General features: G+C 35.5%; 13 protein-coding genes and 1 tRNA gene. 6 read left to right on the top strand and 8 right to left on the bottom strand.

Annotated features, from left to right (window positions below; all coding sequences use genetic code 11):
• Positions 1-8 precede the first annotated feature (8 nt).
• The 7 genes from GTR01_RS11080 to GTR01_RS11050 all read right to left on the bottom strand — a co-directional run bounded on the left by GTR01_RS11080 (position 9) and on the right by GTR01_RS11050 (position 11,060).
• On the bottom strand, positions 9-488 hold the full coding sequence (locus GTR01_RS11080; RefSeq protein ID WP_160137910.1) for an energy transducer TonB: 480 nt from the start codon (positions 486-488) through the stop codon (positions 9-11).
• 120 nt (positions 489-608) lie between these two features.
• Positions 609-2,342, bottom strand: coding sequence for a thiamine pyrophosphate-dependent enzyme (locus tag GTR01_RS11075; RefSeq protein ID WP_160137909.1), 1,734 nt, complete (start codon positions 2,340-2,342; stop codon positions 609-611).
• 295 nt (positions 2,343-2,637) lie between these two features.
• Positions 2,638-3,840 carry a diaminopimelate decarboxylase gene (lysA, locus tag GTR01_RS11070; protein ID WP_185155121.1) on the bottom strand — a complete coding sequence of 401 codons (1,203 nt, stop codon included), beginning with the start codon at positions 3,838-3,840 and terminating at the stop codon, positions 2,638-2,640.
• Positions 3,841-4,100: 260 nt separating this feature from the next.
• A complete protein-coding gene (locus tag GTR01_RS11065; protein ID WP_160137908.1) occupies positions 4,101-5,324 on the bottom strand; it encodes a PolC-type DNA polymerase III in 1,224 nt (407 codons plus the stop codon).
• 164 nt (positions 5,325-5,488) lie between these two features.
• Positions 5,489-7,921 carry a delta-60 repeat domain-containing protein gene (locus GTR01_RS11060; protein WP_160137907.1) on the bottom strand — a complete coding sequence of 811 codons (2,433 nt, stop codon included), beginning with the start codon at positions 7,919-7,921 and terminating at the stop codon, positions 5,489-5,491.
• A gap of 6 nt (positions 7,922-7,927) precedes the next feature.
• Complete coding sequence (locus GTR01_RS11055; RefSeq protein ID WP_160137906.1) at positions 7,928-9,460, bottom strand: T9SS type A sorting domain-containing protein; 1,533 nt, start codon at positions 9,458-9,460, stop codon at positions 7,928-7,930.
• Positions 9,461-9,533: 73 nt separating this feature from the next.
• Positions 9,534-11,060: a helicase HerA-like domain-containing protein gene (locus GTR01_RS11050; protein ID WP_160137905.1), complete on the bottom strand. Its 1,527-nt coding sequence runs from the start codon at positions 11,058-11,060 to the stop codon at positions 9,534-9,536.
• A gap of 358 nt (positions 11,061-11,418) precedes the next feature.
• On the opposite strand from GTR01_RS11050, the gene GTR01_RS11045 reads away from it, so the two are divergent.
• The 3 genes from GTR01_RS11045 to GTR01_RS11035 are packed head-to-tail and all read left to right on the top strand — an operon-like array spanning position 11,419 to position 13,522.
• Positions 11,419-12,828 carry an MBL fold metallo-hydrolase gene (locus tag GTR01_RS11045; RefSeq protein ID WP_160137904.1) on the top strand — a complete coding sequence of 470 codons (1,410 nt, stop codon included), beginning with the start codon at positions 11,419-11,421 and terminating at the stop codon, positions 12,826-12,828.
• Positions 12,829-12,832: 4 nt separating this feature from the next.
• Positions 12,833-13,204: a rhodanese-like domain-containing protein gene (locus GTR01_RS11040; protein WP_160137903.1), complete on the top strand. Its 372-nt coding sequence runs from the start codon at positions 12,833-12,835 to the stop codon at positions 13,202-13,204.
• 18 nt (positions 13,205-13,222) lie between these two features.
• Positions 13,223-13,522, top strand: coding sequence for a thioredoxin family protein (locus tag GTR01_RS11035; protein ID WP_160137902.1), 300 nt, complete (start codon positions 13,223-13,225; stop codon positions 13,520-13,522).
• A gap of 44 nt (positions 13,523-13,566) precedes the next feature.
• Here the strand turns inward: GTR01_RS11035 and GTR01_RS11030 are convergent, their stop codons facing one another.
• On the bottom strand, positions 13,567-14,319 hold the full coding sequence (locus GTR01_RS11030; protein ID WP_160137901.1) for a nitrilase-related carbon-nitrogen hydrolase: 753 nt from the start codon (positions 14,317-14,319) through the stop codon (positions 13,567-13,569).
• Between the two features lie 188 nt (positions 14,320-14,507).
• On the opposite strand from GTR01_RS11030, the gene GTR01_RS11025 reads away from it, so the two are divergent.
• From GTR01_RS11025 to GTR01_RS11015, 3 genes are all read left to right on the top strand, one after another.
• Positions 14,508-14,948: a DUF6646 family protein gene (locus GTR01_RS11025; protein WP_160137900.1), complete on the top strand. Its 441-nt coding sequence runs from the start codon at positions 14,508-14,510 to the stop codon at positions 14,946-14,948.
• 106 nt (positions 14,949-15,054) lie between these two features.
• Entirely contained in the window at positions 15,055-16,536 is a 1,482-nt protein-coding gene (gene rseP, locus GTR01_RS11020; protein ID WP_160137899.1) for an RIP metalloprotease RseP, read from the top strand.
• An 82-nt stretch (positions 16,537-16,618) separates the two neighbouring features.
• Positions 16,619-16,695, top strand: a tRNA-Asn gene (locus GTR01_RS11015).
• Positions 16,696-16,852: the final 157 nt, after the last annotated feature.

Here is a 16,852-nt window from a genome sequence, read left to right as displayed (position 1 = left end):
ATTTAGTTTTACATATCTATTGACACAGAAGAGAAGTTCATTTTAACTTTCATTTCAGATTTTACAGGTTGTCCGTTACAGGTGGCAGGTTTCCAATTTCTTTTGATTCTTCTCACTACATATTGCATATCATCAAAGAAAGCTTCACTATGCAAAACTTTTGGAGTTCCTACCGCATCAATCACTTTTCCTGTTTCATCGATAATCAAGGTAAATGTAAAGTCCCCGCTCAGCGTATAAAAATCTGCATTCAGATAGGTATACATATATTTGCTTAGGATCTCTTTGTATGCTGAAGCTCCTCCTTCAAAAGCAGCCGGCTTAAAATCATTACACTTTACTGCAATTTGCATAAAAGGTTCTTTAATGTCTATTTTGAATAGGTTTTTATTATTTTCTATAATAAAAGAGTCATCTCTATCCTCAAGCTCTTGTGCAAAGGCGAAATTTGCAAAAAATAAAGCAAAAAATAAAAGTACTGTTCTCATAGCTTGATTCATTAAATTAGTCAACAAAGGTAAATATTTAGATGGCTTACAAAAAAGAAAAACTTCACACAATGTATGAAGTTTTCAAAAAACATTTCTGAGATTACTTTATGGGATAGACTACAATAACCCCTTAATATGTTTATAGTTACTTTTTACTGTTTCAAACACCTCATCCATTTTCCCTCCCAACATCAGCTGAGCCATAGATTTTGTCATCCCAAGAACCTGTTCCAGTTCAATTTTCGGAGGTAATGCCAATGCATTAGGATTCGTAAAAATATTGAGAAGAAAAGGGCCATCATGGTTGAGACATTCCTTAATGGCATTTTCCACCTCTTCAGGTTGATGTACATTTTTCCCCGGATAGCCCATTGCCTGAGCTACCAATGCAAAATCAGGATTAATCATATCGGTTTCGTTATCCGGCATTCCCCCAACTTCCATTTCCAACTTTACCATCCCCAGAGTTCTGTTATTGAATACAATGAGCTTTATGGGGAGCTTATACTGAAAAATAGTCGCCATATCTCCCAATAACATGGATAAACCACCATCTCCACACATTGCAATTACCTGCTTATCCGGATGGGACAAAGAAGCTCCGATGGCCATTGGCATTGCGTTGGCCATAGATCCATGATTAAATGATCCTAGCATCTTCCGCTCTCCTGTTCCGGTAATAAATCTGGCTCCCCAAACGCAGCACATTCCGGTATCTACCGTAAAAATTGCATCTTTTTTAGCTAACTTATCTAATGTATGAGCTACATATTCCGGTTGAATTGCATTTTCTTTTCCTGAGTCTCTTACATATTCAAGCTGATTTTCTTTTACTTTATCATAAAATGCCAACTGCTCATTGAGAAAGTCAACGTCTGTTTTCTCATTCAACATAGGAAGTAAAGCTATAATGGTTTGCTTAACATCACCTGTTAATCCCAATTCAAGCTTTGCTCTTCTGCCTAATCTTTCCGGGCTTTCATCGATCTGAACAATCTTATTTTTTATGGGCATAAATTTCTGGTAAGGGAAATCTGTTCCAAGAAGAATAACGAGATCTGCTTCGTGCATAGCATGATAAGCTGATGGAAAACCCAACAAGCCTGTCAGTCCAATTTCATTAGGATTATTAGGCTGAATTGCCATTTTTCCTCTGAAGGAATATCCAACCGGAGCTTTTAGCAATTGAGATAATTTTATGACTTCAGCACTGGCTTCAGCAGCACCGATACCACAGTAAAGTGTTACTTTTTTATTTCCATTAATAAGTTCTGCCAGATTTTTCAGCTCTTCATCAGAAGGTCTTATCACAGGATTGGTTTTAAAAATCTGAGTCGAAGTTGTAGCTTCCTGTGCATCTAATTCTGAAACATCACCCGGAAGACCGATCACAGCGACTCCTTTTTTAGAGATTGCGTGTTGAATAGCAGTCTGAAGCGTTCTCTGTACTTGTTCGGGACGGGTAATCATTTGATTATAATAACTACAATCATCAAAAAGCTTTATGGTATTGGTTTCCTGAAAATAATCCATCCCCATTTCCTCACTGGGAATTGTAGAAGCAATCACCAACATCGGAACATGAGATCTATGGGCTTCGTACACTCCATTAATAAGATGTACATGACCCGGGCCACAACTTCCGGCACATACTGCAAGTCCGTCAAGTTCAGCTTCAGCAGCAGCGGCATAAGCCCCTACTTCTTCGTGGCGTACATGAATCCACTGGATACTGCTTTTCTTCACCGCAATATTTAGGTGATTGAGACTATCTCCTGTTACTGCATAAATTCTTTTCACATTGGCATTTTCGAGCATTTCAACAATTTGCTCTGCTATATTCTTGGCCATAATTAATAGATTTGGTGTTATTTTTTCTTATTGTAAGCGGATTAAAATATCCTAACCCTATCAAATTTAGCCAATTAATTCATAATTCTGCCCTATGTAAATATTAAAAAAATTGTAAATTTCTCATGAGATGCTGGGGATAATAGCTTTTATTTTAACGCAGCGTTCACTGAGGTTATACATGAATACAAGATGAAGCTTAAATAATCCATAGAACTTTACAATCCGAGCATTTAAAAGCATAAAAAAACGGCTGTCTTTTTAAGACAGCCGTTCCTATATTATGATCTATTGATTAAATAACTACCTCAATCTGGTTTCTCAATAAGTCTTCAAATTCGTCTCTTTTACGAATCAGATGAGCTTTTCCGTCAAGGAATAAAACCTCAGCAGGCTTTAATCTTGAATTAAAGTTTGAACTCATTTCAAAACCATAAGCTCCTGCATTGTGGAATGCAAGAATATCCCCTTCTCTTACTTCATGCAGCTTTCTGTCCCACGCAAAAGTATCGGTTTCGCAGATGTTTCCTACTACAGTGTAAATTCTTTCTGCTCCTTTTGGATTGGAAAGGTTTTCAATAGCGTGGTAAGAATCGTAGAACATTGGACGGATCAGATGATTGAATCCAGAGTTTACTCCAACGAAAACTGTAGCAGTTGTTTGTTTGATCACATTAGCTTTCACTAAAAGATAACCGCTTTTTCCTACCAAAAATTTTCCCGGCTCAAACCATAGTTCGAATTTTCTACCAGTTGTTTTGGAAAACTCACCTAAAACTTTTTCAACTTTTTTCCCTAATGTTTTTACATCTGTTTCTTCTTCACTGTCCTGATAAGGGATTTTGAAACCACTTCCCATATCCAGGTACTTCAAGTTAGGGAAATGTTCAGAAAGTTCAAGCATGATATCCAGTGCCTGAAGGAAAACTTCAGGATCTTTGATTTCACTTCCTGTATGCATGTGAAGCCCCTCAACATTAAGGTTGGTACTTTTCATCACTCTTTCAATGTGACGAAGCTGGTGAATGGAAATTCCGAATTTGCTGTCGATGTGCCCTGTTGAAATTTTATAGTTCCCTCCAGCAAAGATATGCGGGTTGATTCTAACAAAAATAGGATAAGAATTTCCGTATTTATTCCCGAATTGCTCAAGAATAGAAATGTTATCAATATTAATATGAACTCCGAAAGTCATTGCTTCTTCTATTTCAGCTAAGTCAACACAATTGGGAGTAAACAATATTTTTTCTTTTGGAAATCCTGCCTTTAATCCTAATTTGACTTCATTAATAGATACACAATCCAAAGATGCGCCCAGCTTCTTGACATACTTGAGGATGTTGATATTAGTCAACGCCTTCGCTGCATAGAAGAACTTAGTATGTTTTAAGAAAGAAGTTGTAAGTTTTTCGTATTGAACTTTGATGGATTCAGCATCGTAAACGTACACTGGTGTGCCAAACTCATTGGCAATCTTTAATAATTCCTGTGAATTCATAATTTCATTTTAACATAAAAAAAGGCAGATTCTTAGTAAAAGAGCCTGCCACATTGATTATTTTTTATGCAAGACAAGTCTTTTAAATATTCCAAACCTTAGAGAACTTAATAGCTCCCTTTTTTCCAGTTTTTATTTGTTTAAGAATTTGCATTGCTTCTATTTATTTTTTGCAAAAATACTATTTATTTTTTATTCTAAGAAAATTGATTTGAAAAGTAACCTCTTCCTGATCAAAATGTAAGGCTTCAATTTTCCTATTATTTCGGTAATGGTAAGGTTTCAAAATCACCACGAAGGAGAGCCAGCTGTAGTTCATTGTTCAAATCCGTTGATGATAATGGAAGATCAATTTTCAGTTTAGCAAGCTTACTTAGCGTCTGTATCTGTGTAAACAGTTCATAAAAGCCGAAAGACACTACCTTTCCGTTTTCAATAATCAAGAATAATTTCTCGCCCAACTTTCTTCCTGTCCCCAGCCACAGCTCATTTCTTTTTCTGAATTCTATTTTCTGTTTTAATGCCGCAGCATCATTATATTCTTCCTGAGCACCAATAAACTGAACGGCTTTTGTTCCCTGGGTAAATGATCTGAATTTCAGAATAGGTTTTTCTGTTTTATTCAGCTTATTTTTTTCAACCACATACTTCCCGTTTCTGAAATAAAGTCCAAAAGGTAAGATTTCTTTTTTCTTATTATTTTTAGAATTAAGAATTAATTTGGCAATAATATCGGTTCCGGTAAGCTCGAAATTGATCTGTGCAACATCTTTTTGAACTTGTTCCCACTTTTTCGATTTGGAATTAAATACCTTTTTGGAAAATTTATTGATATCCTGCACATAATCTGAAAAAATAATTCTTCCGGCTTCATCCTGAAAATAAACAAATCCTTTATCATTGGGAAGATCTTGTGTCAACTCCTTAATCTTGTTGATATAGGTTTTGGCATTGGTTTCTTCGTGTTGTTTTTGGATAATCTCGTTCTCAGTATCTTTTGATATCAAAAGTTTAAATAACTCCAGAGTCGCTCTGGCATCTCCATCTGCTCTATGATGATTAGTCAAAGGAATTCCCAATGACTTCACCAGTTTTCCTAAAGAATAGCTTACTTCATCCGGAATCAGTTTTTTAGCTAAAGGAATTGTATCTAAAGTATTGATTTTAAAATCGTAACCCAGCCTTTTGAACGATTGACGAAGCATTCTGTAATCGAAATCGATATTGTGTCCCACCAATGTTGTATTCTGGGTAATCTCAATAACTCTTTTGGCTATTTCATGGAACTTCGGAGCCGTTTTTACCATTTTCGGGGTAATACTGGTCAGCTTCTGAACAAAAGGTGTAATATCTCCTTCCGGATTAACAAGGGATATAAACTGATCTGTAATTTTCTGACCATCATATCTGTAGATGGCAATATCTATAATGCATTCATGTCTATAACCTGCACCATTACTTTCTATGTCTATAATTGAATACATTGATTTCCCGTTAACTGCTGTGTTTATTATTTAAAAAATTAAGCTCTTTAACCTGATATTATTTCCCCATCAGTAAAGATAACCTGCTAAAATAACAAAAAATATATCAAAACAAGCAACTCAAAAAGCTTACCACTTCATTACTAATATATAAATTTATTCGATTATTTCAATCTTTTAAGCTTAGCTGTATCCATAAGGGCATTGGATGCATTTCTATTTTTGTTTAAACCACCGATTATTATTTCATTATTGGGAGTAATTCCCATAGCACTTATGATTTCAAAATAGTCACTAGGATTATTATCTTCCATATCAGAGAACACCCCATCATTTTGTATACTAAAGCTGGTGTCTAAAGTTCCGTTAGAGTTTACTCTTAAGATATATCCATCATCAAATACATATAGCTTCCTACGCTTTCCTGCAATCAAAAGTTTATTATCATTCTGAACTGTAACGGTATAAAACGTTGTATTCGAACTGGCGGAATTGTAAGCATATTCAAAAATACCGTTATTTCCGTAAGAAGTATCCAACATTCCTGCTGAATTATATTTTTCTACAATCAATGTAGTATTAAAATCTATAGTTTTTTCATTAATAATATAGACGTTGTTTAAATTATCCATGATTACTTTTTTAAATAAAGGAGCAGGATTTGAAGCCGTAATTTCCATTGTTCCCATATTTCCAAAGCTTGCTACCGGATTACCATCAAGGTCATATTGTTTGATCACTTTTTTATCGGTTGTAAAATCTAGGGTAACAATTCGTTGATTATTGACATCTACTCTATTCAAATCGGCAGACCCTGAGCCATATTGGGATACCATTGGAATATATTTGTTGTTATTAGCAAATGAACCATCAATAGTTCCGTCTAAATTATATCTGCACATCACAGGAGTTGAAAACTGAGTACCAAATGAAGAATAAAATGCATACATTTTATTTTTAGCTGCAGAGTACATAATTTTGTTGACGTATCTTTGATCTGCTCCCGGTAAGTTCTTAAACTCGAAGTTCTCTATAATTTTCCCATTATCATCTAAAATAATACTGTAAGCCTGGGTGCTGGTTCCGTAGATCAAAACATTAGCAACTACTTTATTATTAGGCAATAGATCAAATTCACTTGTAGCCATTCCTGTAAAGGTTCCCTTAGTCCCAAAAGATAAATCGGGAGTTCCGTCACTCAGGTATCTTTTCAATTGATTCTGATGGAGAACATAAATTTTACCATCCTGTCTTACTTTAAGATTTTTTATCTCTGTCGCATAAGAAGATCCGCAGTCGGCAGCAATAGCCGCTGTACTATTTCCCAATTTATTAAATTGAGTATATCTTCCCGTTGCTTCTCGGCAAAACCAATTTCCATACATGGTCATAGGGCTTGTAAAATTCCCCGGAGGTAAAACATTAAAAGCTCCTCCAATCAGATAATCGTCATAATAACTTTGATTACTCACAGCAGGGCCATTGGCAAATGTACTTCCATCAGCTTCAAATTCTCTGTATAAAACATCCTTATATAATCCCGGTTTCTTATATCCTATTGCATATATAATTTCATAATTACTGGCATTTACTTTAGCATCTACATCATTGATAACATCTTCTTTAGTTCCTTCATCATACGTTACTTTTCCAGTTCCTCCAAAGGAAGTATCATAACTTCCATCTGCATGAAGTCTCACTAATGCGGCATCAATATTTGTGGCTGTTTTAGTACAAGAGCCGCCCAGCATGATTTTACTGTTGTATAGTATCTTCATTACATTCAACTGGTCATTCTGTCCAAAAAAATCTATGGTTTTAATCCCATTCGTCCCAAAAGAAGCATCATAAGTTCCGTCAGGGTTTAATCTGGCAATAAAGAAATCTGTTTGACCTCCATTATTGGCTGTTCCTGCAATAAGGATTTTATCGTCTGAAAGAATTTTAAGGCTTTTAATTTCAGATTTTGTGCCCATTGGATAAAACATAAATCCTTTTTGGTTAAAAGTTTTATCCACATATCCGTTAGCAAGATTATAACGGACAATCACAGATTGATCTCCAGCTCTGCCTGCCACCCAAATTTTATTATTTTTAATATCAATGGCATTGGCTTCATCATCATTTGTAAAATCAGTAATTACTTGACCATCTCTATTAAAAGTTTGAGACAAATCCAGTTTTGCCTCTTTTGCAAGAATTTTTACGACCGCAATACTTTTGTTATTTTTATCCTTCGAATATCCTGCCAGATAGACATGTGCTCCATAATGCTTAATGGCATTCGCTCTTGAACCTTCATCACCAATAGAGATAAAAGCGCTATTATGCGTCTTTCCATTATAGTAAAAGAATCGGTCTTTATAGGCAAAACGTCCATCTACAGTAGGAGAAGTGACGTTCGCTCCAGATCCGGCGTATCCTGCTGCAAAAAGAGTATCATTTGTATATTCAATAGCAGTCAGTAGCTCCTTATCGTTATCATTTTCAACATAGCTAAACTGCCCTATTCCAAAGTTAGAATCAAGAATTCCCTGTTGAGAAAAAGCAAACTGAGAACATCCTAAAAAAAGGAGTAATTGTAGATTTTTTTTCATTTTGTGTTATTTTTTTATAATTCTTACAGACTGTGAAAAGTTTTTAGCTTCATATTTGATCACATAATTTCCTGTCACCAATCCGGAAAGATCAATGGAAACCTTATCATGATCAGCATCTAAACTTTGTTTTTTCAACAGTTTACCAGACATATCATACACTGAAACCTGAATAAGACCTGTAAGACTCTTATTTTCAGCTAATAAAATATCTTTAACGGGATTAGGATATACGTTGATAATATTATTTTTATTAGATTTTGACTCATTAACATCTAAAGTCAGTGATTTTAAGATCTTAAAAACCAGAAAATCATTATTAAACCTTCCTCCACCATAAAGACTTCCATCTGGGGCCAGCTGTATACTTTCCAGATTCACCACATCATCTACAGGAGAGTTAAGATTCCCTGAATAGGTAAAATAGTTGAATTTACCTTGGTTAGCAAAGGTTACGTCCATAATCCCGTCTAAATTGTAACGCGTTAACCACATAGAGTTGTTTGCACTTACTTTTTCGGTTCCGGCAATATATATCTTATTTCCATCAAGAAGGATATCATTAATAACATATTTAGGATTTAGGTTACTGCATAACCAGGGTGTTCCGCTGGGATTTAAAAAAATATTTGAAGACACCAAGGTCTGTAAATTAACTTTCAAAACCCTATGGTCACATTCGCTTACTTTATTGATAATATAGGCATACGTATTAGAATCATCTACAAGCATTTTTTTGAAGTATCCCGGATTATCGTATATGCTTGGAATATCATCATAATTAAAAGCAGGGTCAAGGGTTCCGTCCTGGTTTATTTTTCTAATAAAATTATACCTGCTTGTTCCGGAAGGGTTAATCTGTTTTTGACTATATCCTGTGATAAGGATTTTACCATCATTCAGCAGCTTAGCATCATTAATTATATCAAGCGAACCGATATCAATGGTAAGTGTCCCCTGGCTTCCAAACGAGAAATCAAAAAAACCATCCGGGTTATATCTTTCAATATACAGATCATCACCTTTTTGTCCAAAAACATAAATTTTATTATTAGGGAGTACCAGTAATCGGGTATATGTTTTTTGACCATATTCAAAATCCTGTTTTCCATGGAAGGCAAAATTTGGATCTAAAACTCCATTCTGATCTATTTTAGTTAATCCTAAATCAGAAAGAATCAAAAATGATCCGTCTGCGTATGCATGTACATCCCTGGTTGAAACCGCATAATGGTAAGAATCAAAATAGTAGTTTGCTTTTCCCTGATTTCCAAATGTAGGATTCAAACCAGAAGTAAGATTGTGTTTCAGAACTCCAAAACCACTTTCATAAGCCTGATAATCCTGTATTGCCACTCTCCCGAATGCATACAATGCATTGCTGGAAAGCTTAATATTGGAAAGTTCGTCGTAGCTTTTAGATTTATAGTCGGTTTGTAAAAAACCTGTTCCGTTAAAGTTTGAGTCAAGATACTGACTCTGCCCATGCGCTTTTGATAGGGATAGCGACATCAGCACAATAAATAATTGTACTCTCATGTGTGTTTTTAATTTGTTTTACAATAGTTTATATAAAAATAGGGAAAATTTCTTTTCCCTACTTTATTTTTTATCATCTTCTTCTGCCTCCAAGACCAAACATCCCTAAAATGGCTTTTGCGCCTTCCCTCATCAAGGTATTGGTAAAGGTTCTGCCAGCTTGACTTTGTAACACCTGTTCAAACATACCAGGCTCTTCTTTTACCGGTCTTGTTTTTTGATTAGGCATCGGATTCTGAGCGGCCTGTTCCATTCGGCTGGTTAACATTTCGTAAGCAGATTCTCTATCTATTGCCTGCTCATATTTAGCTACCATAGCTGAGCTGGAAGTAAGTTCTGTAATTTCCGCTTCACTTAAAACATCCATTCTTGATTCCGGAGAAATAAGATAAGTATGAACTAATGGTGTTGGAATTCCTTTTTCATCCAACGCCGTTACAAATGCTTCACCAATTCCCAAATTTTGAATCAAATTGGAAGCATTATAATATTCTGTTGTTGGGTAGTTTTCTACTGCTTTAGAAATTTCTTTTTTATCTTTTGCTGTAAAACCTCTCAGAGCATGCTGTATTTTCAACCCTAATTGGGATAAAACGCTTTCAGGAACATCACCCGGAATCTGGGTAATAAAATAAATACCTACTCCTTTTGAACGAATAAGCTTCACCATCGTTTCAATTTGTGAAAGAAGCGTTTTTGAAGCTTCATCAAAAAGTAAATGGGCCTCGTCTATGAATAGAACCAATTTTGGTTTCCCACTGTCGCCTTCTTCCGGAAAAGTCATATAGATTTCAGCAAAAAGAGAAAGCATGAAGGTAGAAAACAACTGTGGCTTATTTTGAATATCAGCTACTCTTAAAATATTAACAACTCCTTTTCCATCTCTGGTTTCCAATAAATCCTGAACATCAAAACTTAGCTCTCCAAAGAAATCTCCTGCTCCTTGTTGCTCCAAAGCTACAATAGATCTTAGAATTGCTCCTAATGAAGCTGATGCTATTGATCCGTAGTTGGCAGCAAGCTCAGCTTTTCCTTGTGCATTATCAGTCACATACTGAAGAACCTTCTTTAAATCTTTAAGATCAATTAAAGGAAGTCCTTTATCATCACAATATTTAAAGACAATAGACATGATACTTTGCTGAGTATCATTAAGCTGAAGAATTTTACTTAATAAAACCGGGCCGAATTCTGTTACGGTAGCCCTCAATTTTATTCCTTTTCCTCCTGAAATACTCATCAACTCTACTGGAAATCCTTGTGGAGTATAAGGAAGTTGTGTTTTCGCATATCTTTCTTCAATGATGGAATTCATCTGGCCTGCTTCTGCAATTCCCGAGAAGTCACCTTTGATATCCAGAACAAGAGAGGGAATTCCCTGATGAGAAAGCTGTTCTGCAAATACTTGTAAAGTTTTGGTTTTTCCTGTTCCGGTTGCTCCGGCAATAAGACCGTGACGGTTGATAGTTTTTAAAGGAATGGTTACATTCACTTCCTGAACAACTTCTCCGTCCAGCATTCCTTTTCCTAATATAATGTGATCTCCCTTAGGAGTGTATCTAGCATTTAATTCTTCAATAAATTGTGCTTTGTCTGCCATTTGATCGCTTTTTTTAACTTATAAATATAAAAGTTTTTATAAAATATTTTGTGATATTTCCCATGTAACTTTCATTAATAGCCTAGGGAAACAGCTTTGTCCCTGTTTAAGCAAATTTCAAACCATGATCTCTGAATTTAAAAAACAACCTACACTAAAAAGTTACACTCAACAAATAGACATGATAAAAAACAGCAATTAGCGCTTAACCTTATGTAAGGCATTCTTTTTGCTGAAAAAATAAAAGATATTAAACGAATGTTTAACACAATATTGAAAGAAACTATCAATGGAATTTAACATTTGATTTAGAATTTATCTAATACTTTGTATCTTTAACTATTAAAAAAATACCCCAATGAAAATTGAACAAATATATACGGGCTGTCTGGCTCAGGGTGCCTATTATATTGTATCAGAAAACGAAGCTGTCATTATTGATCCTTTAAGAGAGGTAAAACCCTATCTTGATCGATTGGAAAAAGATAATGTCACTTTAAAATATATCTTTGAAACTCACTTCCATGCTGATTTTGTTTCAGGACACTTAGATCTAAGCAAAAAAACAGGAGCTCCCATTGTATATGGGCCTACAGCAGCTCCTGAATTTGAAGCAATCATTGCAGAAGACCATCAGATTTTCGAGGTGGGAAAAATAAAAATAAAGGTACTTCACACTCCCGGTCATACCATGGAAAGTACAACTTATCTTTTAGTTGATGAAAATGGTAAGGAAACAGCCATCTTTACAGGAGACACTCTATTTTTAGGAGATGTAGGAAGACCAGATCTTGCACAAAAGGCGACTAACCTTACCCAGGAAGATCTTGCCGGTATTCTTTATGATAGTCTTCAGAGCAAAATTATGCCTTTGGATGACAGCATCACGGTTTACCCAGCTCACGGAGCAGGTTCTGCATGTGGAAAGAATATGCAGAAAGAGACTGTGGATATTTTAGGAAATCAAAAAAGAACAAATTACGCATTAAACCAGCCCGACAAAGCTTCTTTTATCAGAGAAGTTCTTGACGGACTCACTGCACCTCCAAAATATTTTGGAATGAATGTAGCCATGAACAAAAGTGGGTACGAAAGTCTGGATGTAGTGATGGATAAAGGACTACAACCTGTTTCTCCAGAAGATTTTGAAGCATTGGCAGAAGAAACCGGAGCATTAATTCTTGATACCAGAGGAGCTGCAGACTTTCATAAAGGCTTTGTTCCTAATGCCGTTAATATTGGATTAAAAGGTGATTTTGCCCCTTGGGTGGGAACCTTAATCGTAGATGTTAAGCATCCTTTACTATTGATAACAGACGAAGGAACTGAAGAGGAAGTCATTATCAGACTAAGCCGTGTAGGGTTCGATAATGTTGTAGGATATCTGAAAGGAGGTTTTGAAGCATGGAAAAATGCAGGTAAAGAGATTGATGAAGTAAAAAGAATCTCTCCAGCCGAATTTGCAGAACAGTTTACAGCTGATGCCACAGTAATCGACGTAAGAAAACTTACCGAATATTCTGCTGAACACATTGATAACGCTTACAACAGGCCTCTAGACTCTATCAGTGAATGGGCTCGTACTCTAGATAGCTCTGAACATTTCTTCCTTCATTGCGCAGGAGGGTATAGAAGCATGATCGCAGCAAGCATCCTTAATTCTCACGGAATCAGAAACTTTACTGAAATAGAAGGTGGTTTTAATGGGATCAAAAAAACAGAAAAACTTCCTACAACAGACTTTGTATGCCAATCCAAAACATCATAAGAGCATGAAAGGTAATCTTTTTGGAATTGTTTTATTTTCTATTTTAGTATTAAACAGCTGTAAAACAACCCATTCCGCAGAAGTTCATAAGACTAGCATTAAGGAAGTAGTAACCAGCTCAGATGTAACTTTACTAGACGTAAGAATTCCGGAACAATATGCTGCAGGTACGGCTAAGAATGCTATTAATATTCCATTGGCAGAGATTCAGAACAACATTGAAACTCTAAAAGGTAAAAAAGTAGTTGTTTTCTGTAACAAAGGGGTACAGGCAGACCAAGCTATGGAAATTTTAAAGAAAAACGGAGTGGAAGCCTACGATGGAACAAGTTGGAAAAATGTGAAAGGCATCCAGGACGAAGCTGATAAAAAATAAATTAAAAACTAAAAAACGATGTCACAAAAATTTCAGGAAATCATCAATTCCGAAAGACCGGTACTTATAGATTTTTTCGCTACATGGTGCCAACCTTGTAAGGTTCAGTCTTCGGTTTTAAACACTGTAAAAGAAAATATAGGCGAAGGCGCAAGGATCATCAAGGTTGATGTAGACCAATACCCTGCTTTGGCAGCACAATATGGAGTAAGAGGTGTTCCTACTTTAGCAGTGTTCAAAAATGGAGAACTTCTCTGGAAGGAGAGCGGAGTACATGATGTGAATACATTAACTCATCTTCTGCAACAATATATTTAATATAAAAAATAAGGCTGAGTTTAAATATGCTCAGCCTTATTTTTTTATAAATCAATTGAAAAATGATCTCGGTCATTTAAAAATTGAAAATGAGTTCTGAAATCTTTCAGCTCATTCATATCCAGCTCTGCAGATACAATATTTCCGTTTTTATTTGCAATCTCCTTTCCATCTGCAAAGAAACAATGAGAACTTTCCTGGTAGAACAAATTATTTCCATCTGTTCCTATTCTATTGAGCCCAAACACAAACGAAAGATTTTCAATAGCCCTTGCCTTTAAAAGATGCTCCCAGGCTCCTACTCTTTTTTCCGGCCAGTTGGCAACATATAAAACAGCATCATAATCATCATTATTTCTGGCAAACACAGGAAAACGAAGGTCATAGCAGACCTGAAGTAAAAAACGAATTCCTTTATACTCTACAATGACTCTGTTTTTCCCGGGAGTATATACTTTATCTTCTCCTGAAAAAGAAAACAAATGTCTCTTATCATAAAAAGCAACTTCTCCATTCGGTTGTACAAAATACATTCTGTTATAAAAGCTACCATTTTCCTCTACCGGAGCACTTCCACAGAACGCGGCATCCTTTTCTTTTGAAATCTTTTTCAAAAAATCCAGAGATTCACCCTCTCTGTCAGAAACTTCTGAGGCATCCATACAAAAACCTGTTGAAAACATTTCAGGCAGAAGAAACAAATCTGCTTCAAGATTTTCAAGCTCTCGTTCTATAATTTTAAAATTCTCTTCTTTATTTTTCCAGATGATATCCAAATTGAGCCCTACAATCTTCATCTTTTTATTTTTTTAAGTTATTTTAATAATCTGAAGTATAAAAATACGCCTTTTATATTGAATAATGAAAGGAGACTTATAATTCTTAATATTTATTAAAGTCTGCTATTTTTGTAGTATTCAATACTTTTCGGTTCTATTTTTGATGCAGGTATTTTTTATTAATATCATTAAACATTATAAAATTTATGAAGAAATTGGTTTTTATGGTGATGATGTTCTTTTTTGGAATCACGGCTAATGCTCAAGCGTGGACAGGGAAAGGAGATCAAAAAATTCAACTGGGTCTGAGTGCCTGGGGATATGGAACCGGGATCACAGGAACTTACGACTATGGGTTGAATAAGCTTATATCCGTGGGAGCCGGTCTTAATGGCTATTTCAGCAATTACAAGAACAACGATAAGGATAATCGGGTTTTTGTTTTTGGAAGACTGAATTTCCATCTTCAAGATGCATTAAATCTTCCGCCAAAGCTGGATATTTATCCAGGAGTTGATGTAGGTGTTGTTGGAAAAGACTTTGGAATAGGAGCACATATTGGTGCACGTTACTTCTTTACTGAAAGAATTGGGGTATTTGCAGAGGTAGGTAATAACGGTAGCCTTGGTGTTTCGTTCAATTTATAATCAAATAGTCCTGAAATATGACAAAGCTTCTCGTTTCGAGGGGCTTTTTTATTTGGCATAGTTTTGATAATTGTTACCTTTGCAAATTAAAATCTAAAATTTATTAATGGAAATAGCAATCAAACTCTTCCAGTTCATTCTGAGTATCTCTATACTTGTAGTTCTTCATGAGCTTGGGCACTTCTTACCGGCAATATGGTTCAAGACCAGAGCAGAGAAATTCTTTCTGTTTTTTGATCCTTACTTCTCCATATTCTCGATGAAGAAAATCAAGGGAAAATGGAAATATAAATTTTTATCTCCCAACCAACCGGACACCGAAGTGATAGAGGTAAATGGAAAAAAGGAAGAAGTTCCTATCGATATATCAAAACTTTCTGACGACGATTGGAGAAAATATCCGGAACAAACAAAATACGGAATCGGATGGCTGCCTTTCGGAGGATATGTAAAAATTGCCGGAATGGTAGACGAGAGCATGGATACTGCTCAAATGAAAAAACCGGCTGAATCTTGGGAATTCAGATCTAAACCAGCTTGGCAAAGACTGATCATCATGTTGGGTGGGGTTACTGTAAACTTCTTCTTAGCATGGATCATATTTTCAGCTTTAGTTGGAAAAAATGGAGAAAATATCTTTGAGGCAGATAAGATCACTACTCCACTTCATTATACAGAAGCAGCTAAGAAAATGGGCTTCCAGGATGGAGATAAAATATTAAAAGTGGATGGTAAAGTTCAAAAGGACTTTAAAAAATTGGCTTTAGACGTATTATTAAGTGATGAGATTACTGTTTCAAGGAATGGAAAAGAGGTTACTTTCCCTACCAATGATGACGGAAAAGTAATGGCATTCCATGATCCTGAGCCAAGAGCATTCCTTACTCCAAGAATGTCTCCTATCATTGATACCATTGTTACAAAATCAACAATAGATGCAGGACTAAAAATTGGTGATAAAATTCTTGCCATCAACGAAACTCCTATTAACTATTATGATGAGCTTAAACCTTTGGTAGTACCTAACGCAGGAAAAATCGTAGATTTCAAAGTAGCAAGAAATAACGAAACGGTTGATTTACATATTCCGGTATCTAAAGAAGGAACGATTGGAGTGATGTCTTTCAAAGAAATTGAGAAATATAATGTTCACAATGATTATTCATTCTTTGGATCGATCACCAGAGGATTTACTCTTACTATTGAAAGTTTAACATATCAGATTAAGCAGTTTAAATTAATCTTCAACAAGAAAGTTCAAGGGTATAAAAAAGTAGGTGGGCCTATCGCTATTGTAAAAAATATGCCGGTAGATAAAGATGCTACAGGTAATGTTTCGATCAACTGGTCTGCATTCTGGGGCTTTACAGCAATGTTCTCTGTATGGTTAGCATTCCTGAACCTTATTCCTATTCCTGGACTTGATGGTGGACACGTTTTATTCACGTTATATGAAATCGTTGTAGGAAAACCTGTGCCTCAGAAAGTATTGGAAAACGCTCAAATGGTAGGTGTTATCTTCCTGTTAGGCTTAATGTTACTGATATTCGGAAGTGATATTTTTAAAATGATTACAGGAGGTTTGTAATTTTTTTTGAAAATTTTTCTTAAAAATATTTGCAGGGTATAAATATTCGTCCTATATTTGCACCACTTAAAACAAAGGACATTCCTCCTTAGCTCAGTTGGTTAGAGCATCTGACTGTTAATCAGAGGGTCGCTGGTTCGAGCCCAGCAGGAGGAGCCACTAAAAATCAAGCACTTACAGCAATGTAGGTGCTTTTTGTTTTTATCAAGGTCAAGGCTTAAGTCAAGGCTAATATCTAAAAATAGTAAAACCAAGGTCAAGGCTTTGGTCAAGGTTGACAAAAATTACACCCTATTTCTAACAAAAATTGTCACAT

The organism is Chryseobacterium sp. c4a, assembly GCF_009900745.1.
Classification (GTDB): domain Bacteria; phylum Bacteroidota; class Bacteroidia; order Flavobacteriales; family Weeksellaceae; genus Chryseobacterium.
This window is presented reverse-complemented; position numbering and strand designations above follow the sequence as displayed.

What these genes read in the sequence shown, in the direction of transcription:
- lysA (WP_185155121.1), bottom strand. Translation starts at nt 3,840, where the DNA reads ATGAATTCACAGGAATTATTAAAGATTGCCAATGAGTTTGGCACACCA.
- rseP (WP_160137899.1), top strand. Translation starts at nt 15,055, where the DNA reads ATGGAAATAGCAATCAAACTCTTCCAGTTCATTCTGAGTATCTCTATA.
- GTR01_RS11040 (WP_160137903.1), top strand. Translation starts at nt 12,833, where the DNA reads ATGAAAGGTAATCTTTTTGGAATTGTTTTATTTTCTATTTTAGTATTA.
- GTR01_RS11060 (WP_160137907.1), bottom strand. Translation starts at nt 7,921, where the DNA reads ATGAAAAAAAATCTACAATTACTCCTTTTTTTAGGATGTTCTCAGTTT.
- GTR01_RS11025 (WP_160137900.1), top strand. Translation starts at nt 14,508, where the DNA reads ATGAAGAAATTGGTTTTTATGGTGATGATGTTCTTTTTTGGAATCACG.
- GTR01_RS11080 (WP_160137910.1), bottom strand. Translation starts at nt 488, where the DNA reads ATGAGAACAGTACTTTTATTTTTTGCTTTATTTTTTGCAAATTTCGCC.
- GTR01_RS11030 (WP_160137901.1), bottom strand. Translation starts at nt 14,319, where the DNA reads ATGAAGATTGTAGGGCTCAATTTGGATATCATCTGGAAAAATAAAGAA.
- GTR01_RS11035 (WP_160137902.1), top strand. Translation starts at nt 13,223, where the DNA reads ATGTCACAAAAATTTCAGGAAATCATCAATTCCGAAAGACCGGTACTT.
- GTR01_RS11055 (WP_160137906.1), bottom strand. Translation starts at nt 9,460, where the DNA reads ATGAGAGTACAATTATTTATTGTGCTGATGTCGCTATCCCTATCAAAA.
- GTR01_RS11065 (WP_160137908.1), bottom strand. Translation starts at nt 5,324, where the DNA reads ATGTATTCAATTATAGACATAGAAAGTAATGGTGCAGGTTATAGACAT.
- GTR01_RS11045 (WP_160137904.1), top strand. Translation starts at nt 11,419, where the DNA reads ATGAAAATTGAACAAATATATACGGGCTGTCTGGCTCAGGGTGCCTAT.
- GTR01_RS11050 (WP_160137905.1), bottom strand. Translation starts at nt 11,060, where the DNA reads ATGGCAGACAAAGCACAATTTATTGAAGAATTAAATGCTAGATACACT.
- GTR01_RS11075 (WP_160137909.1), bottom strand. Translation starts at nt 2,342, where the DNA reads ATGGCCAAGAATATAGCAGAGCAAATTGTTGAAATGCTCGAAAATGCC.